Origin of the sequence: Streptomyces sp. WMMC500 (assembly GCF_027497195.1) — a bacterium.
Lineage (GTDB): Bacteria > Actinomycetota > Actinomycetes > Streptomycetales > Streptomycetaceae > Streptomyces.
This window is the reverse complement of sequence record NZ_CP114905.1, coordinates 6,234,763-6,256,618: the sequence shown is the minus strand read 5'-3', so window position 1 is coordinate 6,256,618 and position 21,856 is coordinate 6,234,763. Positions and strand designations below refer to the sequence as shown.

At 73.7% G+C, this 21,856-nt stretch carries 17 protein-coding genes; 8 read left to right on the top strand and 9 right to left on the bottom strand.

Features of this window, described 5'->3' with window-relative positions:
- Nucleotides 1-181 precede the first annotated feature (181 nt).
- Entirely contained in the window at nt 182-4,033 is a 3,852-nt protein-coding gene (locus O7599_RS26995) for an ABC transporter ATP-binding protein (protein WP_281623532.1), read from the bottom strand.
- Between the two features lie 166 nt (nt 4,034-4,199).
- Entirely contained in the window at nt 4,200-4,748 is a 549-nt protein-coding gene (locus O7599_RS26990; RefSeq protein WP_281618198.1) for an ATP-binding protein, read from the bottom strand.
- A 150-nt stretch (nt 4,749-4,898) separates the two neighbouring features.
- On the opposite strand from O7599_RS26990, the gene O7599_RS26985 reads away from it, so the two are divergent.
- Together O7599_RS26985 and O7599_RS26980 are read left to right on the top strand one after the other, a co-directional pair.
- Nucleotides 4,899-5,159: a DUF397 domain-containing protein gene (locus tag O7599_RS26985; RefSeq protein WP_018834136.1), complete on the top strand. Its 261-nt coding sequence runs from the start codon at nt 4,899-4,901 to the stop codon at nt 5,157-5,159.
- Nucleotides 5,160-5,246: 87 nt separating this feature from the next.
- Entirely contained in the window at nt 5,247-6,149 is a 903-nt protein-coding gene (locus O7599_RS26980; RefSeq protein ID WP_281618197.1) for a helix-turn-helix transcriptional regulator, read from the top strand.
- Between the two features lie 101 nt (nt 6,150-6,250).
- Here the strand turns inward: O7599_RS26980 and speB are convergent, their stop codons facing one another.
- Entirely contained in the window at nt 6,251-7,222 is a 972-nt protein-coding gene (gene speB, locus O7599_RS26975; protein ID WP_281618196.1) for an agmatinase, read from the bottom strand.
- 91 nt (nt 7,223-7,313) lie between these two features.
- Here speB and O7599_RS26970 point away from each other — a divergent pair, with 91 nt between their 5' ends.
- Nucleotides 7,314-8,132 (top strand): phosphatase, encoded by an 819-nt coding sequence (locus tag O7599_RS26970; RefSeq protein WP_281618195.1) that lies wholly within the window; start codon nt 7,314-7,316, stop codon nt 8,130-8,132.
- 22 nt (nt 8,133-8,154) lie between these two features.
- Here the strand turns inward: O7599_RS26970 and O7599_RS26965 are convergent, their stop codons facing one another.
- The 3 genes from O7599_RS26965 to O7599_RS26955 all read right to left on the bottom strand — a co-directional run bounded on the left by O7599_RS26965 (nt 8,155) and on the right by O7599_RS26955 (nt 10,933).
- A complete protein-coding gene (locus tag O7599_RS26965) occupies nt 8,155-9,045 on the bottom strand; it encodes an acyl-CoA thioesterase II (protein ID WP_281618194.1) in 891 nt (296 codons plus the stop codon).
- Nucleotides 9,046-9,072: 27 nt separating this feature from the next.
- The gene (locus O7599_RS26960; RefSeq protein WP_281618193.1) at nt 9,073-10,230 is read right to left on the bottom strand and encodes an acyl-CoA dehydrogenase family protein; all 1,158 of its coding nucleotides are present in this window, start codon (nt 10,228-10,230) and stop codon (nt 9,073-9,075) included.
- Between the two features lie 103 nt (nt 10,231-10,333).
- Entirely contained in the window at nt 10,334-10,933 is a 600-nt protein-coding gene (locus O7599_RS26955; RefSeq protein ID WP_281618192.1) for a TetR/AcrR family transcriptional regulator, read from the bottom strand.
- Nucleotides 10,934-11,052: 119 nt separating this feature from the next.
- Here O7599_RS26955 and O7599_RS26950 point away from each other — a divergent pair, with 119 nt between their 5' ends.
- Genes O7599_RS26950 through O7599_RS26935 form a run of 4 tightly spaced genes read left to right on the top strand, consistent with a single transcriptional unit; the run spans nt 11,053 to nt 16,914 of the window.
- Nucleotides 11,053-12,702 carry a carboxyl transferase domain-containing protein gene (locus O7599_RS26950; protein ID WP_281618191.1) on the top strand — a complete coding sequence of 550 codons (1,650 nt, stop codon included), beginning with the start codon at nt 11,053-11,055 and terminating at the stop codon, nt 12,700-12,702.
- Nucleotides 12,703-12,716: 14 nt separating this feature from the next.
- Nucleotides 12,717-14,789: a biotin carboxylase N-terminal domain-containing protein gene (locus O7599_RS26945; protein WP_281618190.1), complete on the top strand. Its 2,073-nt coding sequence runs from the start codon at nt 12,717-12,719 to the stop codon at nt 14,787-14,789.
- Nucleotides 14,786-15,730 (top strand): hydroxymethylglutaryl-CoA lyase, encoded by a 945-nt coding sequence (locus tag O7599_RS26940; RefSeq protein ID WP_281618189.1) that lies wholly within the window; start codon nt 14,786-14,788, stop codon nt 15,728-15,730. Before O7599_RS26945 ends, O7599_RS26940 begins: the two co-directional genes overlap by 4 nt.
- 5 nt (nt 15,731-15,735) lie before the next feature.
- Nucleotides 15,736-16,914 (top strand): acyl-CoA dehydrogenase family protein, encoded by a 1,179-nt coding sequence (locus tag O7599_RS26935; RefSeq protein ID WP_281618188.1) that lies wholly within the window; start codon nt 15,736-15,738, stop codon nt 16,912-16,914.
- Nucleotides 16,915-16,935: 21 nt separating this feature from the next.
- Here O7599_RS26935 and O7599_RS26930 read toward each other — a convergent pair whose 3' ends face one another.
- The 3 genes from O7599_RS26930 to O7599_RS26920 form a co-directional block, all read right to left on the bottom strand.
- A complete protein-coding gene (locus tag O7599_RS26930; RefSeq protein ID WP_281618187.1) occupies nt 16,936-18,471 on the bottom strand; it encodes an ABC transporter substrate-binding protein in 1,536 nt (511 codons plus the stop codon).
- Entirely contained in the window at nt 18,464-19,543 is a 1,080-nt protein-coding gene (locus O7599_RS26925) for a hypothetical protein (RefSeq protein ID WP_281618186.1), read from the bottom strand. The genes O7599_RS26930 and O7599_RS26925 overlap by 8 nt, the downstream gene beginning before the upstream one ends.
- A 137-nt stretch (nt 19,544-19,680) precedes the next feature.
- Nucleotides 19,681-20,622: a hypothetical protein gene (locus O7599_RS26920; RefSeq protein ID WP_281618185.1), complete on the bottom strand. Its 942-nt coding sequence runs from the start codon at nt 20,620-20,622 to the stop codon at nt 19,681-19,683.
- A 202-nt stretch (nt 20,623-20,824) separates the two neighbouring features.
- Between O7599_RS26920 and O7599_RS26915 the strand changes: the two genes are divergently transcribed.
- Nucleotides 20,825-21,856 (top strand): ABC transporter substrate-binding protein, encoded by a 1,032-nt coding sequence (locus O7599_RS26915; RefSeq protein ID WP_281618184.1) that lies wholly within the window; start codon nt 20,825-20,827, stop codon nt 21,854-21,856.

Sequence of the window (21,856 nt, the reverse complement as noted above, 5' to 3'; positions counted from 1 at the left end):
GCGGCGTTGGCCACGCCGGAGAAGAACGCCGAGCCCACCTGTGGATAACTTTCCACGGATTGCGCTGCTTCGATTACTCTGAGTAGCGGAAATGGGCGTGCGGGGCTGGAAAGGCGGGGGCCGAGCGATGACGCTGCACCACCGTGGGGGATTCCGTCGACTGCCGCACCGGCTTCGCCGGCTACGCCGCAGCCGGCTCCGCCGAGCCCGCGTAGGTCCGCCACAGCTCGGCGTACCGGCCGCCGCGGGCGAGCAGCTCCTCGTGGGTGCCGTCTTCGGCGACGCGCCCGTGGTCGAGGACCACGACGCGGTCGGCGCGGGCGGCCGTGGTCAGCCGGTGGGCGACGACGAGCGTGGTGCGGCGGCCCGCGAGGCGGTCCGTGGCGCTGTTGACCGCGGCCTCGGTGGCCAGGTCGAGCGCCGCGGTGGCCTCGTCGAGGAGCAGGATGTCGGGGTCGACCAGCTCGGCGCGGGCCAGGGCGATGAGCTGGCGCTGGCCGGCGGAGAGGTTGCGGCCCCGCTCGGCGACATCGTGGAGGTAGCCGCCGGGCAGCGAGGCGATCATGTCGTGGGCGCCGACGGCCCGCGCGGCGGCCTCCACCCGGGCGTCGGTGGCGTCGGGCCGGCCGTAGGCGATGGCGTCGCGCACGGTGCCGGAGAAGAGGTAGGACTCCTGGGGGACCACGCCGAGACGGTGCCGGTAGCCGGTGAGGTCAAGCTCGCGCAGGTCCGTGCCGTCGACGCGGACGGCGCCGCTCGTCGGGTCGTAGAACCGGGCGGCGAGCTTGACCAGCGTCGACTTGCCGGCGCCGGTCTCGCCGACGAACGCGACGGTCTGCCCGGCCGGGATCGTGAGGTCCAGCCCGGTCAGCGCCGCCTCGGCGGCGCCCTCGGCCTGCCCGTCGTACGCGAAGTGCACGTCGTCGAAGGCGATCTCGCCGCTCAGCCGCCCGACCGGCCGCGGCTTCGCGGGCAGCGGCGTGGAGGGCTTCTCGTGCAGGAGTTCCTGGATGCGGCCGAGCGCGACCGCCGCCTGCTGGTAGCCGTCGAAGACCTGGGAGAGCTGCTGCACGGGGGCGAAGAACAGGTCGATGTAGAGGAGGTACGCCACGAGTGCGCCGGCGGTGAGCGTCCCCGCGGCCACCCGGTCGGAGCCTGCCCACAGCACGCCGACGGTGGCGAAGGAGGCGAGGAGCTGCACGAACGGGAAGTAGACGGAGATGAGCCACTGGCCGCGCACCCGGGCCCTGCGGTAGCCGTCGCTGCGCTCGGCGAACCGCGCGGCGCCGCCGTCCTCGCGGCGGAACGCCTGCACGATGCGCAGCCCGGCGACGGACTCCTGGAGGTCGCCGTTGACGACGCTGACGCGCTCGCGCGCCAGCTCGTACGCCCTGACGCTCTGCCGGCGGAAGAAGAACGTGCCGACGATCAGCGGCGGCAGGGTGGCGAAGACGATCAGGGCGAGCTGGAGGTCGATGACGAGCAGCGCGACCAGGATGCCGAAGAAGGTGAGCAGCGAGACGACGGCGGTGACCAGGCCGGTCTGCAGGAACGTGGACAGGGCGTCCACGTCCGTGGTCATCCGGGTCATGATCTTGCCGGTGAGATGGCGCTCGTAGTAGTCGAGGCCGAGCCGCTGGAGCTGGGCGAAGATCTTGACGCGCAGGGCGTAGAGCACGCGCTCGCCGGTGCGGCCGGTGAGCCGGGTGGCGCCGACCTGGGCGGCCCACTGGCCGAGCACGACCGCGAGCGCGAGGCCCGCGGCCGTCCACACGGCGCCGAGGGAGAGCTGCTGGACGCCCTCGTCGATGCCGTGCCGGATGAGGACGGGCAGCAGCAGCCCGGCGAGCGCGTCGCCGGCGACGAAGAGGAGGGCGACGGCGAGCGGAGCGCCGAAGCCGCGCAGCAGCCGGCGCAGGCCGTACGACGCCTCCGGCGCCTCGGCGCGGTCCTCGTCCACCTCCGGGGCGTCGGTGGCGGGCGGCAGGGCGGCGACCTTGGCCAGCAGTTCCGGGCTGCCGGGCGAGCCGGCGAGCATGCCGGCGAAGCCGGAGGGGTCGCCGGCGGAGGCCGTGGAGTTGCCGCCGGCCACGGCGCTCTTCTCGTCGGTCTCCTTGCGTACCCACAGGCCCGGGGTGATCCCGTCGACGGTGGCGTGCGTGTCGGCGGAGACCTGGCCGGCGGGGTCGCGCTCGCGGTCCGCCAGCTCGTCCGGGTCGGTCAGCAGCCGGCGGTAGAGCGGGCAGCGGGCCTGCAGCTCCTCGTGGGTGCCGACGTCCACGAGCCGGCCGCCGTCGAGGACGGCGATGCGGTCGGCGAGCGCGAGGGTGGACTGGCGGTGGGCGATGAGCAGCGTGGTGCGGCCGGCCATGACGCTCTTGAGCGCCTCGTGGATCTCGTGCTCGACGCGGGCGTCGACCGCGGAGGTGGCGTCGTCGAGGAGCAGCAGCCGGGGGTCGGTGAGGATCGCGCGGGCCAGCGCGATGCGCTGGCGCTGGCCGCCGGAGAGGGTCATGCCCTGTTCGCCGACCACGGTGTCGTAGCCCTCGGGGAGGCCGGTGCCCGGGCCGCCGGCCTTCGGGTCGTCCGCGGGACCGCCGCCGTTGCCCAGCGCGGTGATGAAGCCGTCGGCCTGCGCGGCGCGGGCGGCGGCGCGGATCTCCTCGTCGGTGGCGTCGGGCTTGCCGTAGGCGATGTTGTCCCGGACGGACTCGGAGAACAGGAAGCTGTTCTCGGGGACGAGGCCGATCGCCGCGCGCAGGGAGGGCAGCGTCAGGTCGCGCACGTCGTGGCCGCCGATGCGGACGGCGCCGCCGTCGGGGGCGTCCGAGACGTCGTAATAGCGGGGTATCAGCATCGACAGCGTCGACTTGCCGCTGCCGGAGGCCCCGACGACGGCCATCGTCTCGCCGGGCTCGACCCGCAGCGACAGCCGGTCGAGCACCGGGTGGCCGGGGTCGTAGCCGAAGGTCACGCCGTCGAACTCGACGTCGGCGGGGGCGTCGGCCGGCAGCTCGTGCGCGCCGGGCCGGTCGGACAGCTCCGGCTCGGTGTCGATCAGCTCGTAGACCCGCTCCACGCCCGCGCGGGCCTGCTGCCCGACGGTGAGCATCATCGCGAGCATCCGGACCGGGCCGACGAGCTGCGCGAGATAGGTGGAGAAGGCGACGAAGGTGCCGAGCGTGATCTGCCCGCGGGTGGCCATCCAGCCGCCGAGCGCGAGCATGCCGACCTGGCCGAGGGAGGGCACGGCCTGCAGGGCGGGGGTGTAGCGGGCGTTCATGCGGACGGTGCGCAGCCGGGCGGCGTAGAGCTTGCGGCTGATGGCGCGGAGCTTTCCGGTCTCCTGCCGCTCCTGGCCGAAGCCCTTGACGACGCGGACGCCGCCGACGGCGCCGTCCACGACGGAGGCGACGGTGCCCGCCTGCTGCTGGGCGTACCAGGTGGCGGGGAAGAGGCGGGTGCGGCTGCGGTTCGCGATCCACCACAGGGCGGGGGCGACGCCGAGGGCGACGAGGGTGAGCGTCGGGGACAGCACGACCATGACGACCAGGGAGACCGCGAAGAGCAGCACGTTGCCGATCATCATCGGAATCATGAAGAGCAGGCCCTGGACGAGCTGCAGGTCGGTGGTGCCGCGGCCGACGACCTGGCCGGTGGACAGCTCGTCCTGGCGGCGGCCGTCGAGCCTGACGATCGCGTCGTACATCTCGGTGCGCAGGTCGTGCTGCACGTCGAGGGCGAGCCGGCCGCCGTAGTAGCGCCGGACATAGGTGAGGCCGTAGACGGCGAGGGCGGCGAGGACCATGAGCGCGGCCCAGGGCGCGAGCGGCCGGTCGCCGGAGACGATCACGTCGTCGATGATCAGCTTGGGGATGAGCGGAACGAGGGCCATGATGCCCATCCCGGCGAGGGAGGCGCCGAGGGAGAGCAGAACGTTCCGGCGATAGCGCAGACAGTGGCGGAGGAGCCGCCGCGCCCAGCCCTCGGGTGCGCTTCGCGAAGGCGTCTGCCCGGGTGGGGTCTCTTCCAGGGGGGTCCGTGCCGCAGGGATCTTCCCCGATGGTTCCGCCACCGGCCGCCTCCGCCTCCGTGTCGATCGTCCTGGTCCAGGATCGACAACCTACGGGGGGCGGGATTTGTTTCTCGGGTGCGTACCCCATGGTGCCCGCGGTCGGCCGCGGGCGCCCGGGTGCAGGTCAGGCCACTGCCTGCAACTGGGGCGGGCTGCTGCCGGTGAGCACCTCGACCAGTACCAGTAACCGGGTGAGGGGCTGTTCGACGCCGTGTTCCTCCGCGGGGGCGGCGGGTCTCCCGCCCTCGGTGAAGCGGGCCCAGACGGCCTTGCCGTAGGGGCCCGGCTCGCTCCAGCCCCAACTGTCACTGAGGCACTCCACGATCCGCATCCCGCGGCCGGACTCCGCGAGCGGGTCGGCGACACACACTCGCGGGACGCCGGTGCCGGGGTCGAAGACCGCGCACACGACGTCCGAGCCGCGGCGCAGCAGGCTGAGGACGACGGGGTGGGGGGCCTGGCTCCAGGACGGTTCGCGCAGACCGTGCCGCAGCGCGTTGGCCACCAGCTCCGAGGCGACGGCGGCGACGTCGTCGACGAGGTCCTCCAGCAGCCACCCGCGGAGCGTCGCCCGGGCGACGTTGCGGGCGATGGCGATGGACCGGGGGTCGTCTTCGAGCGTGCACGCTGCGAACTCGGAGGCGGTCACCCACCCTTCAGCCGGTGCGGTCATCTCCAACTCCCCAGTCTCACGTGCACGTTGATGAAACAGGTTGCGATGCCATAGTGATCGATGTGCACTTGCCGCTGCAAGTACGGATGCAATTTCATTCGCAAGAACAGGTGCACGTACATTGGTGTCGCGATCATAGAAGGAGACAGGATGCAGCAGGTCACGAACGGTGTACCGGCGGATCAACTGGCCGGAATCACCTGGCGGAAGAGCAGGTTCAGCAATCCGAACGGCGAGTGCGTGGAGGTCGCCGGGCTCCCTGGCGGAGACATCGCCATGCGCAACTCGCGCGATCCGGGCGGACCGGCCCTCATCTACACACAGGCGGAGATCACCGCCTTCCTGCTCGGCGCGAAGGACGGCCAGTTCGACGATCTGATCGTCAACGGCGCGGCGAGAGGCCCCGGTTGAACCCCGCAGTAGCTGTACACCAAACCCTCCACAGTGAGAGACTGAGCGGTCGATTCACACACACACCGCGGGACAGGGGCAGGCCAGATGTCAGCGTCACCGGAGCAGACTTCATCGGTACGCAGGGCACTCTCTCAGCAGCACGGAGGGCCCACGGTTCTCCGCATCCTGCTGGGTACACACCTGCGTCGGCTCCGGGAGGCCGCCGGCGTCTCCCGTGAGGCAGCCGGTGATGCGATCCGGGCGTCGCACGCCAAGATCAGCCGCCTTGAGCTCGGCCGGGTGGGGTACAAGGAGCGCGACGTCTCCGACCTCCTCACCCTCTACGGCGTCACGGACGAGCAGGAGCGCTCCGAGTTCCTGGCCCTCGCCCGCCGCGCCAGCTCGCCGGGCTGGTGGCAGAAGTACGGCGACGTGCTGCCGGGCTGGTTCGAGACGCTGCTCGGCCTCGAAGAGGCCGCGGGGCTGATCCGTAACTACCAGGTCCAGTTCGTGCCCGGGCTGCTGCAGACCGCGGACTACGCCCGCGCCGTCACGCTGCTGGCCAACGCCGGCGCGCCGGAGCAGGAGATCCAGCGCAAGGTCGACGTGCGGCTGCGCCGCCAGGAGGTGCTGGACCGGCCGGACGCGCCGAAGCTGTGGGTCGTCGTGGACGAGGCCGCGCTGCGCCGCCCGCTCGGCGGGGCGGACGTCATGCGGGGCCAGGTCAGACACCTGCTGGAGATGGGCACCCGGAAGAACATCACGATCCAGATCGCGCCCTTCGACATCGGCGGCCTCGCGGCGGCCGGCGGGCCGATACACATCATGCGCTTCACCGAGCCGGACCTGCCCGACGTCGTCTATCTGGAGCAGCTCACCAGCGCGCTCTACCTGGACAAGCCGGACGAGGTGGAGAACTACAAGCTGGTCATGGACCGGCTCTGCGCCACTGCCGAGACGCACGCGGGCAGCATGCGGATACTGGAGCGGCTGGCCGACGAGTTCTGACGGACTCCCCGCGGCGGCACCCCTGGCAGGGCGGCGCACACGTCAGCAGAGATCACACAGCAGCAGAGGATCAGGCGCGGCGGCGCCTGATCCGTCGTGCCTCAGTCCGCATCCCGCTCGCCCGCGATCTGCCGCGCCATCAGCGTCGTCAGCTCGTACGCCGTGTGCGACGCCGCCACGGACGTGATCTCGGCGTGGTCGTACGCCGGCGCCACCTCCACCAGGTCCGCCGAGACCAGCCGGCAGCCCGCCAGCCCGCGCAGGATCTCCAGCAGCTCGCGCGAGGTGAGCCCGCCGGCCTCCGGGGTGCCGGTGCCCGGGGCGTGCGCCGGGTCCAGCACGTCGATGTCGACGGAGACGTACAGCGGCCGGTCCCCGATCCGCTGCCGCAGTTGGTCGGTGACCTCGTCCACGCCGCGGCGCATCACGTCCGCCGAGGTGACGATGCCGAAGCCCATCTTCGCGTCGTCGTCGAGGTCCCCGCGCCCGTAGAGCGGTCCCCGGATGCCGACGTGCGAGAGCGCCGCGGTGTCGACCACGCCCTCCTCCACCGCGCGCCGGAACGGCGTGCCGTGCGTGTACGCGGCGCCGAAGTAGGTGTCCCAGGTGTCCAGGTGCGCGTCGAAGTGCAGCAGCGCGACCGGCCCGTGCCGGCGGGCGACCGCGCGCAGCAGCGGCAGCGCGACGGTGTGGTCGCCGCCGAGGGTCATCAGCCGGGCGCCGGTCGCCAGCAGCTCACCCGCCGCGTCCTCGACGGTGGCCACCGCCTCGCCGATGTCGAAGGGGTTGACGGCGATGTCGCCCGCGTCCGCGACCTGGGCCAGCGCGAAGGGCGCGGCGTCCTGCGCCGGGTTGTACGGGCGCAGCAGCCGGGACGCCTCACGGATCGCGTTGCCGCCGAAGCGGGCGCCGGGGCGGTAGGAGACGCCGCTGTCGAAGGGGACGCCGACGACGGCGACGTCCGTACGCCCCACCTCGTCCAGGCGGGGCAGCCGGGCGAAGGTGGCCGGGCCCGCGTAGCGCGGGACGCGGGAGGAGTCGACGGGGCCGCGAGGGGTGCCGGTGGTGCTCATGCCTCCGACGATAGGCGCAGGCCGGCGCGAGGGCCGTTGTCCAGTGTGGACACCTGCGCCACCGCACATGTGTCCGGGTGACAATGACACCATGGCCCTCATGTCCCTGCCTGACGCACCCAGCCGCCCCGCCCTCGTCGACCACCTCGTACGCACCCGGATCGCGGGCGACGTCGCCACGCCCCGCGAGGGAAACCTGCGCCACTACCGCGAGCTCAGCCAGGGCAACCTGCGCTTCTGGCTCGGCCTCGACCTCGGCGACCGCTGGACCGACGAGCGGGACGTGCTGGCCGTCATGGCCGAGCGCGTCGGCGTCGTCGCGGACCCCGCGCACACCCACGGCCAGGACCGCATCGACCCCGAGCTGACCGTGGACGGCCTGGACCGGATGGCGGCCGAGCTGCGCAAGGCTGCCGAGGCCGGGCAGCGGGTGCTGCTGGCGACCGGCCACCCCGGCGGGCTGCTGGAGGTGCACAGCAGGACGGCGGCGGCGCTGCGCGCGGCGGGCTGCGACATCGTCACGGTGCCGCCGGGGCTGCGGACGGGCGAGGGCGACGACGGGACGTACGGCAACGTGCAGCAGTTCTGCGACGTCGCCGTGCTGGAGCGGGGCGCGACGCTGTGGCACACGCACGCGCCGCAGCCGGTGCGGCAGATACTCGACGCGCTGGAGCGCGCCGGCGAGCCGCTGCCGGACCTGGTGGTCGCCGACCACGGCTGGGCGGGCGGCGCGGCGCAGCGCGGCGTGCACGCGGTGGGGTACGCGGACTGCAACGACCCGGCGCTGTTCCTCGGCGAGGCGGAGGGCACGCTCGCGGTGGCGGTGCCGCTGGACGACCACGTCACCGACCCGGGGGCGTACGCGCTGCTGACGGCGTACCTGCTGGCGGCGGCGGGGCTGGAGTCCTAGCGGACCCGGTCCGTACGCCCCGTCAGGGGCGTGGGACGCGGATCACGCCCTCCTGGATCACCGACGCCGCCAAACGCCCGTCGCGGGTGAAGATCCGCCCCGTGCTGAGCCCGCGCCCGCCCTGCGAGGTCGGCGACTCCTGGTCGTACAGCAGCCACTCGTCCGCCCGGAACGGCCGGTGGAACCACATCGCGTGGTCCAGGCTCGCGCCCACGACGTCGCCGACGGCCCAGCCGCCGCGGCCGTGCGCGAGCAGCACGGAGTCGAGCAGGGTCATGTCCGAGACGTATGTCATGAGGCAGACGTGCAGCAGCGGGGTGTCGATGGTGCCGGCGAGCTTGCCGTTCGTACGGAACCACACCTGCGAGCGCGGCTCCCGCGGTACCCCGGCCTCGCCGCCCCACGGTGGTGGCTCGACGTAACGCAGGTCGACCGCCGCGCGCGCCTCCAGCATCCGGCCCGCGAGGGCGGGGTCGAGGAAGCGGACCGCGTAGCGCGGCATCGCCTCCTCGGCGGTGGGCAGCGTGTCGGGGTCGGGCGCCGCCGGCATGGGCACCTGGTGCTCCAGGCCCTCCTCGTGCACCTGGAACGACGCGGAGAGGTTGAAGACCGGCTGGCCGTGCTGGACGGCGACGACGCGGCGGGTGGTGAAGGAGCGGCCGTCGCGGATGCGGTCGACGGTGTAGACGAGCGGGGCGCCGGGGTCGCCCGGGCGCAGGAAGTAGGCGTGCAGCGAGTGCGGCGGCCGGTCGGCGGGCACGGTGCGGCCGGCGGCGACCAGCGCCTGCGCCGCGACCTGCCCGCCGAAGACGCGCGGGACGACGGCGGCGCGGGAGTGGCCGCGGTAGATGTCCTGCTCGATCTGCTCCAGGTCGAGCAGGTCGACCAGGTCGGTGAGTGCGGCGTCGTCCATGGTGCGAGTCTCGCAGAGCCGGCGGCCCTACAGGCCCATCGACTTGGCGACGATGGAGCGCATGACCTCGCTGGTGCCGCCGTAGATGCGGGTGACGCGGGTGTCGGCGTACAGGCGGGAGATGGGGTACTCGTTCATGTAGCCGTAGCCGCCGTGCAGTTGGAGGCACTTGTCGATGACGACGGCCGCGCGCTCGGTGCAGAAGAGCTTGACGGCGGCGGCGTCGGCGACGCTCAGCTCGCCCGCGTCGTGCGCGTCCAGCGCGCGGTCGACGTACGCCTGCATCGCGTCGACCTCGGCCTTGCAGTCGGCGAGGACGAACTTGGTGTTCTGGAACTCCGCCACCGTCCGGCCGAAGACGGTGCGCTCCTTGACGTACTCCACCGCGAACCGCACGGCCGCGGCGGCCTGGGCGTACGCGCCGACGGCGATGCCGAGGCGCTCCTGCGGGAGGTTGTGGGTGAGGTACGTGAACGCCTTGCCCTCCTCGCCGAGCAGGTCGGCGACGGGCACCTTGACGTCGGTGAAGCTCAGCTCGGCGGTGTCGGAGGACTTCAGCCCGAGCTTGTCGAGCTTGCGCCCGACGGCGTAGCCCTCGGAGGAGGTGTCGACGACGAGGATGGAGATCCCGCCGCGGCGGTCCTCGGGGGTCGGCGGGGCGGTGCGGGCGCAGACGAGGACGCGGTCGGCCTGGACGCCGCCGGTGATGAAGGTCTTGGCGCCGTTGAGGACGTAGTGCGTGCCGTCGGCGGAGAGCTTCGCGGTGGTCTTCATGCCGGCGAGGTCGGAGCCGGTGCCGGGCTCGGTCATGGCGATGGCGGTCATCATGTCGCCGGAGACGAAGGCGGGCAGCCAGCGGCGCTTCTGCTCCTCGCTGCCGTACTTGAGCAGGTACGGCAGGCACAGGGCGCTGTGCACGGACGAGCCGCCGAAGGAGACGCCGGCGCGGGCGCACTCCTCGCTGATGACGGCGTTGAACTTGAAGCTGTGCTCCCCGGCCCCACCGTACTCCTCGGGCACCTCGATGCCGAACACGCCCAGCTCGCCGAGCTTCTTGTACAGCTCGCGGGGGACGGCGCCGGCTTCCATCCAGTCCTGGTAGTACGGCACGACCTCGGCGGCGATGAAGTCCCGGATGGTCTCGCGGAACGCCTCGTGGTCCTCGTTGAACACCGTCCGCCGCATGGTCCTCGCCTCCCGGGGAGCTCCGACTAAGCGCTTGCTCAGCGCGTACGTCGAAGTTACCTGCGGGTCACCACCGCTGTCCAGGCCGCCCCTGCGGCGGCGGTCACAGCTCCGGCTTCGGCGCCGCCGCGAAGGCACCGCGGGCGAGGCGGTGCAGGAGGGCGGCGGTGGCGGTGCGGTCGGGGAGGGTGCCGCGGGCGCCGAGGTGGGGCGTGGAGTTGAGGAGGCCGAAGACCGCGTGGACGGCGGTACGGGCGGCGCCCTCGGTCAGCGCCGGGTAGACCTCCCGTACGACGTCGACCCACAGCTCGACGTACTGCCGCTGCAACTGGCGTACCAGCTTGCGGTCCTCGTGGCGCAGCCGGTCCAGCTCGCGGTCGTGCAGGATGATCAGCGGGCGGTCGTCCAGGGCGAAGTCGATGTGGCCGCTGATCAGCGCGTCCAGCGGGGCGTCCGGACCCGCACCGCGCACCGCCGCCCGCGCGCGGCCCGCCTCCAGCAGCCGCTCGCTGATGCCGACCAGCAGCTCCGCGAGCATGGCGTCCTTGCCCGCGAAGTGCCGGTACAGGCCGGGGCCGCTGATGCCGACCGCCGCGCCTATCTCGTCCACGCCCACCCCGTGGAAGCCGCGGTCGGCGAACAGGCGCGCGGCCTCCTTGAGGATCTGCTCGCGTCGGGTGGGGGCGGGGGCCTCGGTGCTCATGCGGACCATTGTAGACAGCCCGGTTAGTGAGCGTTAACCTGGGCACACGGCGTTAACGACAGCTAACCTGCTTGTCGGCCGGTACGGCCGAACGGCTCATCGAGGAAGGGCGCGCCCCCGTGGACCACGCACCCGTGCTGACGACCGCCGCGGACCCCGCGGGACCGGCCGGCGCCGCCTGGCGGACCAACGAGGAGGCCCACCGCGCGCTCGCCGCCGAGCTGTACGGCAAGCTCGCCGCCGCCCGCGCCGGCGGCGGCGAGAAGGCCCGCGCCCGGCACACCGCCCGCGGCAAGCTCCTCCCCCGCGACCGCGTCGACGGCCTGCTCGACCCCGGTTCGCCGTTCCTGGAGCTGGCCCCGCTCGCCGCCGACGGGATGTACGGCCCCGGCGGCGACGACGCGCCCGCCGCCGGCGTCATCGCCGGCATCGGCCGGGTCAGCGGCCGGACCTGCGTCGTCATCGCCAACGACGCCACCGTCAAGGGCGGCACGTACTACCCGATGACGGTCAAGAAGCACCTGCGCGCCCAGGAGATCGCGCTGGAGAACCGGCTGCCCTGCGTCTACCTCGTCGACTCCGGCGGCGCCTTCCTGCCCATGCAGGACGAGGTCTTCCCCGACCGCGAGCACTTCGGCCGGATCTTCTACAACCAGGCCCGCATGTCCGGCGCCGGCATCCCGCAGATCGCCGCCGTCCTCGGCTCCTGCACCGCCGGCGGCGCGTACGTCCCGGCGATGAGCGACGAGGCCGTCATCGTCCGCGACCAGGGCACGATCTTCCTCGGCGGCCCGCCCCTGGTGAAGGCCGCCACCGGCGAGGTCGTCACCGCCGAGGAGCTGGGCGGCGGCGAGGTGCACGCGCGCACCTCCGGCGTCACCGACCACCTCGCCGAGGACGACCCGCACGCGCTGCGCATCGTCCGCGGCATCGTCGACACCCTCCCGGAACCCGGCCCGCCCCCCTGGTCCGTACGCGCCGCGGAGGAGCCCAAGCACGACCCCGCCGGGCTCTACGGCGTCGTGCCCGTCGACTCCCGGACGCCGTACGACGTGCGCGAGGTCGTCGCGCGGGTGGTCGACGGCTCGCGCTTCCAGGAGTTCAAGGCCGAGTACGGCACGACGCTCGTCACCGGCTTCGCCCGCATCCACGGCCACGCCGTCGGCATCGTCGCCAACAACGGCATCCTGTTCTCCGAGTCCGCCCAGAAGGGCGCCCACTTCATCGAGCTGTGCGACCAGCGCGGCATCCCGCTGCTGTTCCTGCAGAACATCTCCGGCTTCATGGTCGGCCGCAGCTACGAGGCGGGCGGCATCGCCAAGCACGGCGCGAAGATGGTGACCGCGGTGGCCTGCACGCGGGTGCCGAAGCTGACGGTCGTCATCGGCGGCTCGTACGGCGCCGGGAACTACTCGATGTGCGGCCGGGCCTACTCCCCCCGCTTCCTGTGGATGTGGCCCAACGCGAAGATCTCCGTCATGGGCGGCGAGCAGGCCGCCTCCGTCCTCGCGACCGTCAAGCGCGACCAGTTGGAGGCCCGCGGCGATCAGTGGTCCGCGGAGGAGGAGGCGGAGTTCAAGGCGCCCGTCCGCGAGCAGTACGAGACGCAGGGCAACGCCTACTACGCGACCGCCCGCCTGTGGGACGACGGTGTCATCGACCCGCTGGACACCCGCCGGGTCCTCGGGCTCGCGCTGACCGCCTGCGCCCACGCGCCGCTGCCCGCCAGGGACAGTGCGGCGCAGGGCTTCGGCGTCTTCCGGATGTGAGGGGGAGGATGGCGATGTTCGAGACCGTTCTGCTGGCCAACCGGGGTGAGATCGCCGTACGGGTCATCCGTACGCTGCGCGCGCTCGGCATCCGCCCCGCGGCGGTGTTCACCGACGCGGACGCGGACGCGCGGCACGTGCGCGAGGCCACCGCGGCCGGGGGCACCGCCGTGCGGATCGAGAGCTACCTGTCGGTCGGCGAACTGCTGCGCGCGGCGCGCGAGACGGGCGCGGAGGCGGTGCACCCGGGGTACGGGTTCCTCGCCGAGAACGCGGAGTTCGCGCGGGCGTGCGGGGCGGCGGGGCTGGTCTTCGTCGGCCCGCCCGCGGACGCGATCGAGCTGATGGGCGACAAGATCCGCGCGAAGGAGACGGTACGGGCCGCGGGCGTGCCGGTGGTGCCCGGCTCGTCGGGCAGCGGTCTGACCGACGGCGAACTGGCCGCGGCGGCACGGGAGATCGGCATGCCGGTGCTGCTGAAGCCCTCGGCGGGCGGCGGCGGCAAGGGCATGCGGCTCGTCCACGACGAGGGCGCGCTGGCGGACCAGATCGCGGGTGCGCGGCGTGAGGCGCGGGGCTCGTTCGGCGACGACACGCTGCTGGTGGAGCGGTGGATCGACCGCCCGCGGCACATCGAGATCCAGGTGCTCGCGGACGGCCACGGGCACGTGGTGCACCTCGGCGAGCGGGAGTGCTCGCTGCAGCGCCGGCACCAGAAGATCGTCGAGGAGGCGCCGTCGCCGCTGCTGGACGAGTCGACGCGGGCGGCGATGGGCGCGGCGGCGGTGGAGGCGGCGCGCTCGTGCGGGTACGAGGGCGCGGGCACGGTGGAGTTCATCGTGCCGGGCGGCGGGTCCGGGCCCGTCGCGTACTACTTCATGGAGATGAACACGCGGCTGCAGGTCGAGCACCCGGTCACGGAGCTGGTCACGGGGCTCGACCTGGTGGAGTGGCAGCTCCGGGTGGCCGCCGGGCAGCAACTGACGTTCGCGTCCGGGGACGTGCCGCTGAAGGGGCACGCCGTGGAGGCGCGGATCTGCGCGGAGACGGCGCGGGTGACCCAGGACGGCGAGCGGGTCGACTTCCTGCCGTCGGCGGGCCGGGTGCGGCTGCTGCGCGAGCCGTCGGGCCCGGGTGTGCGGGTCGACTCGGGGCTCTCGGAGGGCACGGAGGTCGGCACGGCGTACGACCCCATGCTGGCGAAGGTCGTCGCCTGGGGCCCGGACCGCGAGGCGGCGCTGCGCCGGCTGCGTGCGGCGCTGGCGGACACGGTGGTGCTGGGACTGGACACGAACACCGGCTTCCTGCGCCGGCTGCTGGCGCACCCGGCGGTGGCGGCGGGCGACCTGGACACGGGCCTGGTGGACCGCGAGGCGGCGCGCCTGGCGGCGGCCCCGGTGCCGCCGGAGGCGTACGCGGCGGCGGCCCTGCTGGCGCAGTCGGCCCTGGAGTCGGCGGCCCGGCGGCCGGCGGGCCCGGGCGGCTGGACCGACCCGTTCGCCGAGCCGTCGGGCTGGCGCCCGGGAGGCCCGCCCGCGTGGACGGTGCGGTGGTTCCGCGGGGCGGGGCGGGATCCGGCGGAGGTACGGGTCCGGGGGCTGACGCCGGCGGCGGAGGTGCGGACCGCGGAACGCACCCTCCCCGCCAGGCTCGCGCGCGCCGACGACACCTCCGTCACCCTCGAAGTCGACGGAGTCACCCACCGCTTCACCCGCGCCGCCTCCCCCGACGGCCTCTGGCTCGGCCGCGACGGCGACGCCTGGCACCTCGTCGCCCACGACCCCGTCGAGGCCGCCCTGCGCGGCGGGGCGCTGGCCGCCGGGGCCGACGCGCTCACCGCGCCGATGCCCGGCACCGTGACCGTCGTCAAGGCCGCCGTGGGCGACCGGGTCGCCGCCGGGCAGAGCCTGCTCGTCGTCGAGGCGATGAAGATGGAGCACGTCATCGCCGCCCCGCACGCCGGCACCGTCGCCTCGCTGGACGTCGTCGCGGGCGGGACGGTGGCCATGGAGCAGGTGCTCGCCGTCGTCGTACCGGACGACACCCGGGACGGCAGCCAGGACCACGAACAGGAAGGGCCGCGATGACCCACTCCCCCCTCCCCATGCGCGTTCCCGCCGCCGGGCTGCCCCCCCGGGTGCGGATCCACGAAGTCGGGCCCCGGGACGGCCTGCAGAACGAGAAGGCCATCGTCCCCACCGACGTCAAGGCCGACTTCGTGTGCCGCCTGGCCAACGCCGGTCTCTCCACCGTCGAGGTGACCAGCTTCGTGCACCCCAAGTGGGTCCCCCAGCTCGCCGACGCCGGAGAGGTCTGCCTCCGCCTCGACGACCTGCCCGCCGGCGTCCGCCTGCCCGTCCTCGTGCCCAACATCCGCGGCCTGGAGCGCGCCACCGCCCACGGTGCACGCCGCGTCGCCATCGCCGCCAGCGCCACCGAGACCTTCGCCCGCCGCAACCTCAACCGCACCCTCGACGAGTCCCTCGCGATGTCCGCCGAGGTCGTCGCGCAGGCCAAGGGGCAGGGCATGCACGTCCGCGGCTACCTCTCGATGTGCTTCGGCGACCCCTGGGAGGGCCCCGTCCCGCTGGAGCAGGTGGTACGCACCGCCCGCGCGCTCGCCGACATGGGCTGCGACGAATTGAGCCTCGGCGACACCATAGGCGTCGCCACTCCCGGCCACGTCTCCGCGCTGCTCGACGCCCTCGCCGCGGACGGCCTCGGGGCCGACCGCCTCGGCGTCCACTTCCACGACACGTACGGCCAGGCCCTGGCCAACACCCTCGCCGCCCTGCAGCACGGCGTCACCACCGTCGACGCCTCCGCCGGCGGTCTCGGCGGCTGCCCGTTCGCCGGAAGCGCGACCGGCAACCTCGCCACCGAGGACCTCGTGTGGATGCTCCAGGGGCTCGGCGTCGAGACCGGCGTCGACCTCGACGCGCTCGTCGCCACCAGCGTCTGGATGGCCGAGCGCCTCGGCCGCCCGAGCCCGTCCCGTACCGTGACCGCCCTCGCCCGCAAGGAGTGACCCCGATGACGCCGAGTCTCGACCACCGACTCTCCCCCGAGCTGGAGCAGCTCCGCCGCACGGCAGAGGAGTTCGCGCACGACGTGGTGGCGCCGAAGATCGGCGACTACTACGAGCGGCACGAGTTCCCGTACGACATCGTGCGCGAGATGGGCCGCATGGGCCTGTTCGGCCTGCCGTTCCCGGAGGAGTACGGCGGCATGGGCGGCGACTACCTGGCGCTCGGCGTCGTGCTGGAAGAGCTGGCGCGCGTCGACTCCTCGGTGGCCATCACGCTGGAGGCGGGCTGCTCGCTGGGCACGATGCCGATCCACCACTTCGGCACGGAGGAGCAGAAGCGCACCTGGCTGCCGAAGCTGTGCTCCGGCGAGATGCTGGGCGCGTTCGGCCTGACGGAGCCGGAGTGCGGCTCGGACGCGGGCGGTACGCGCACCACGGCGCGCCTCGACGAGACCGCCGGCGAGTGGGTGATCAACGGGACGAAGTGCTTCATCACCAACTCCGGTACGGACATCACCGGCCTGGTCACCGTCACCGCCGTCACGGGCAGGAGCGAGTCGGGCAAGCCGGAGATCTCGGCGATCATCGTGCCGTCCGGCACCCCGGGCTTCACGGTCGCCGCCCCGTACTCCAAGGTCGGCTGGAACGCCTCCGACACCCGCGAGCTGTCCTTCTCCGACGTCCGCGTCCCCGCCGCGAACCTCCTGGGCGAACGCGGCCGCGGCTACGCCCAGTTCCTGCGGATCCTGGACGAGGGCCGCATCGCCATCGCCGCGCTCGCCACCGGCCTGGCGCAGGGCTGCGTCGACGAGTCGCTGGCGTACGCGCAGCAGCGCCACGCCTTCGGCCGGCCCATCGGCGCCAACCAGGCCATCCAGTTCAAGCTCGCCGACATGGACCTGCGCGCCCACACCGCCCGGCTGGCGTGGCGGGACGCGGCGTCGCGGCTGGTGCACGGCGAGCCGTTCAAGAAGGCGGCGGCGCTGGCGAAGCTGCACACCTCGACGGTGGCCGTGGACAACGCGCGCGAGGCGACGCAGATCCACGGCGGGTACGGGTTCATGAACGAGTACCCGGTGGCGCGGATGTGGCGGGACGCGAAGATCCTGGAGATCGGGGAGGGCACGAGCGAGGTGCAGCGCATGCTCATCGCCCGCGAGCTGGGCCTGCCGCCCACCCCCTGACGGCGGGCCGGGCCGCCGGGCTCACGGCCAGAGTCGGGTCCGGTGGACGTACCGGAAGCCCGACCGCCACTGCAGCTCGACGTACGCCATCGGCTTGTCCTTCGGGTTGCCGTACGCGTCGAAGCCGATCGGCCCGCTGAGGCCCCGCACCTCCTTCGTCGTGCCGAGCTGCAGCAGCATCTGCCGTACGGCGCCCGCGTCCACGGGGTCGCCGCCGTCCGGCCCCGTGGCCAACTCCACGGCCCTGACCAGCGCCAGCATCGCGTCGTGCCCCATGATCGCCTGCCCGCTCTGCAGCGGCCCGTCGCCCGCCGCGCACGCGCCGCGGGGGGCGCCGGGGCGGAAGTCGGCGCAGTAGCGGTCGGCGAAGTCCGCGAGGGCGGCGGCGTCGCCGGACTCGGGGTGGGCGTAGGCCGTATACCGTATGCGCGGCCCCCGGTCACCCCAGCGCCGCAGGTCGGGCGAGTCGAAGTACAGGCCGAGGGCGCTGGATCCCGACACCACGGCCAGCGTGCAGCCGGGCTGCTGCCCGAGGGCCTGGACGAACTGGCGCAGGGCGCGCCCGCGGCCGGCGAAGTAGACGGCGTCCAGCTCCTGTCTGGCCCGGCAGACCTGGTCGGCGATGTACGTCAGCGCGTTGGCCGACGAGCTGCGGGCGGACTCGAAGGAGTAGCCGTCGGGGGTGGCCAGCCGCACCCCGCGCGCGGCGACGGCCTCCTCGAAGCCCTCGCGCAGCGCCTTGTTGTACGTGTCCCCGGCCTTGATGTCCTTGACGATGTCGACGCGGTAGCCGGGGTCCTCGCGCTGCCGCTCGTGCAGCTCGCGGGCGGCGATGGCGGCCTGCCGGGAGGTGGGCTGGGAGACGCGGAAGAAGCCGGGGTCCTCGCGGGCGAGTTCGTCGGCCGCGACCGTCGCGCCGACCATCGGTATCCCGGCGCGGTGCAGCCGCCCGACCGTCGCCACGGTGGACGCGACGCTCTGGCCGAGGCCGGTGACGGCGACCAGGCGCTCCTCGCCGCGGGCCCTGTCTTCCAGGTCGCGCACCACCCGCTCGTAGTGCGCCCCGCCCTCCCCGGTGTTCGCGAGCAGCAGCCGGACCTTCGGCGACGGGCCCTCGTCGGCGCGCGGGTCGTCGGCGTCGAGCCGGTTGTGCGCGCGCTGGGCGAGGTAGGCGCCCTCCAGCGCCTGGCGGACGACGGTCGGGTCCCTGTCGTCGGCACGGGCGCCGGCGCGCGCCTCGGCGTCCGTGCCGTCCTCGCCGTGGGTCATGGACTCGACGTACGCGATGCTCACGGCCGCGGCGCCGGAGCGCTCGACGCGCTCGTTCTCCGCGCGGATCCGCTCGGTGACCTCGTCGAGTTCCCCGTCGAAGGAGTACGCCCCGTCGGTGACGCCCACGCACTCGCCGCCCAGCCGCACCACCCCGGCCGCGCACTCCTCGTCGCCGCCGAGCGTCTTCGGCAGGAACCAGGCCAGCGCGCCGGCCGCGACCAGCCCCGCCAGCACCACCGCTCCCCACGGCGTCGTGCCGCCGCGGCCCAGCCGTCTGTCACTCACCGGGCTTCTCCTCGTACTGGCCCGCCTGGTCCAGCAGCGCGGGGGTGCCGCCGCCGAAGGGCCCGTACGCCAGGGTCATGAAGCGGGCGTTGATCTCGCCGTAGAGCTGGCCGTAGAGGTCTTCGAGGGGGTTGCGGTACGGGTCTCCGACGTGGTCGGTCTCGGGCGACTCGGCGGGCTCGGGCGCCATCCAGCTCGCCACCAGCAGCCGGGTCACGGTGCGCTCCCTGCTCTCGACCTCGTCGGTGCTGAGGAAGCCGAGCAGGCCCTCGTACCGCTGCTGCGGCGAGTCGGCCTGCGGGGCGTGCGCCTGGATGCGGGCACGTACGGGCGCGCGGCGCAGCCGGACGAGCAGGCGGCACCAGCGGGTGGCGTCCGCCTCGCCGAAGCGGTCGTTGAGGAAGCGGGCGGCGGCGTGCAGGTCCTCCAGCGCGAGCCGGTGGTACGCCTCGATCTCCGGCAGCCCGCGCTCCGCGGCGTCGCGGCGCAGGGCCTCGTGGGCGTGCCGCCAGCCGCCGGTGGCCTCCAGGCGGCGCAGGAGGAGCAGCCGCAGCAGCGGGTGGAGGGTCTGGAGCGGGCCGTCGGCGGCGCTGTCGCGGGTGCGTACGTGCATGGTCTGCAGGACGTCGCCGGAGAAGGCGCCGACGGCGTTGCGCAGCGCCGCCTCGCCCTCCTCCCACAGCGGGCCTGCCGCGACGGCGCGGGCCAGGTCGGTGGCGGCGGCGCAGCGCGGCAGGGCGTCCCACAGGCCGGTCTCGCGGGCGTCCCGGGGCAGCAGGCGCTCCAGCAGGGCGGTGACGAGGGGCGCGTCGGGGGCGAGTGCGCGCTGGATGCGGGTCTCCCACGACCGGCGGTCGTCGGTGGCGAGGAGTTCGTCGAAGAGGTGGCGGGTGGCCAGCGGATGGCCGCGGGTCACCTCGTACGCGGCCCAGCCCAGCCACTTCACGCCGGCGTCGGGCAGGAGTTCGGCGGCGTCCCCGGCGCCGCCGTCGCCCGCGGCGCCCCCGGTGCCGCCGCCACCGACCGGGCCCGCGCCGTCGGCACGCAGCACGTCGAGCGCCTGCGCCTCCACCTCGTCGCGCCGCAGGTCGCGCAGTTGGCCGACGCACAGCCCGGGGGCGAGCCGCTTGGGCCGGAAGCCGGGGTCCTCGGGGTCCCACCAGCCCGGATACCGGCCGGGCTGGGGCTTGTAGCCGAGCGCGGGCTTCTTCAGCGCCCGGGGGTAGGCGGCCGCGGCGGCGAGGACGACGAGCGGGTCGACGGCCCGGCCGGCTCCCCCGGCCGCGGGGGCCTGGCGTCCGGGCCCTCCTGCCGGGCCTGGCGCGCGTCGAGGAGCAGCTCCAGCAGGTCGCCGCCGAGCTGGTGTTCGGCGTTGTCGAGGAGCACGAGGCAGCGGGTGTCGTGGACGCGGGCGGCGTGCCCGCGCCCGTACGCGCGGCAGAGGTCGTCCAGGAACGCGCGGGCGAGGTCCTGCTCCGCGCCGCGCCGGGTCGCGGGGTCGTGGAACCGCTTCTTCAGGTCGACCAGGTAGTCCAGGTAGCCGCGGTGGCGCGCGTCGCGCAGCGCCCGGCCCAGGCGCAGCCGCGCGAGGCCGAGCGCCAGCGCCCGCCGGCCGCCCGGCACGAGCAGCAGGGGCGCCCGCAGCAGCGCCGGTACGCCCAGCATGCCGGCCGCCTCCACGAGCCGGTTGAGGAACGCGCCGTCGCCGCCGTCCGCCGGGGCCGGCGCGAGGGCCCGGACCATGGCGCGGGCCGCCGCCTTCCGGCTGTCCAGCGGCACGTCGGCGCGGATCGCGACGGCCTGCACGCCGAAGGAGGGGAAGGTGAGCCGGGGCCAGCCGCGCTTGCGGGCGTGCAGGTCGAAGACCACCTCGGCGAGGACGTCGAAGCAGGTGGCGTTCTGCTGCCGGTGCACGGCGACGTCCTGGAGGGAGGCGGGCACGTCGTCCCAGGCGGTCCGCAGGTGCCGCAGCAGGGTGCTCTTGCCGCTGCCGCGCGGTCCGAGGACCAGGGTCACCGGTTGCTGCTCGTCGACGGGCACGGGGTACGTCAGCCGCAGGAACGCGGGCCGGAAGCGCCGCCGCAGCGCGTCGCCCGCGTACTCCGTCACGGCCCGGTCGCGCCGGGAGCGACCCTCCCACCCCTGGCCCATGCGGCAGCTCCTCGTCCCCGTCGACGCTGACGGGGCACCAGATTATGGGAACGCGCCCGGTCGCGAAGGCCACTTACCGGACAGGGCGGGGGTGCGGGAGGCGTGGCCGGATCCCGCCACCTGCACGAGGAACTTAGGTTAGGTTAGCCTAAGCTGCGTCGTCGGCCCGGAAGGGCCCCCGTACGCACGAAAGAGACCTCTCATGCACCACGTCCGCGCCCGCCCGATCTCCCGCCGCGGCCTGCTGACCGCAGGCGGCGCCGCCGGCCTCACCGCGCTCCTCGCCGCCTGCGGCGACGACGCCGGCTCCGGCGGCGGTGACGCGAAGGGCGGCCCCTGGTCGTTCGAGGACGACCGCGGCGAGACGGCGAGAGCGGACGGCACGCCGCGCACCATCGTCGCGTTCACCGGTACGGCCGCCGCGCTCCACGACTACGGGATCGAGTGCGCCGGGGTGTTCGGGCCGACCAGGACCGCGGACGGCAAGCCGGACGTGCAGGCCGGGGACCTGGACGTCGACGCGGTCGAGATACTCGGCAACACCTGGGGGCAGTTCAGCGTCGAGAAGTACGCGGCCCTCGGGCCCGAGCTGATCGTCGCCCCGACGTTCGACGACGCCGGCACCCTCTGGTACGTGCCGGAGGAGTCCGCGGACAAGATCCTCCAACTGGCGCCGAGCGTGGCCGTCAGCGTCTACGACCGCCCCATGACCGGGCCGCTGGAGCGCATGCTGGAGCTCGCCGGATCGCTCGGCGCCGACACCGGCTCCGCGGAGATCAGGGCGGCCAGGAAGCGCTTCGAGGACGCCGCCGGGCGGCTGCGGCAGGCGGCGAAGAGCCGGAAGGACATCAGGGTCCTCGTCGGCTCGGGCAGCGCCGACCTCTTCTACGTCTCGGGCACGAACCTCTCCGCCGACCTGGAGTACTTCAAGCAGCTCGGCGTGAACTTCGTCGAGCCCCCGGAGGGGGCGAAGGAGAACAGCGGCGGCTGGTTCGAGGAGCTGAGCTGGGAGAACGTCGACAAGTACGACGCCGACCTGATCATGCTGGACAACCGCACCTCGACACTCCAGCAGAGCGCCCTGGCCGACAAGCCCACCTGGGGCCGGCTGCCCGCGGTCGAGGCGGGCCAGGTCGTGTCCCGCGTCACCGAGCCCGTCTACTCGTACGACAAATGCGCGCCGGTCCTCGACGACCTGGCCGAAGCCCTCGAGAACGCCCGAAAGGTGAGCTGA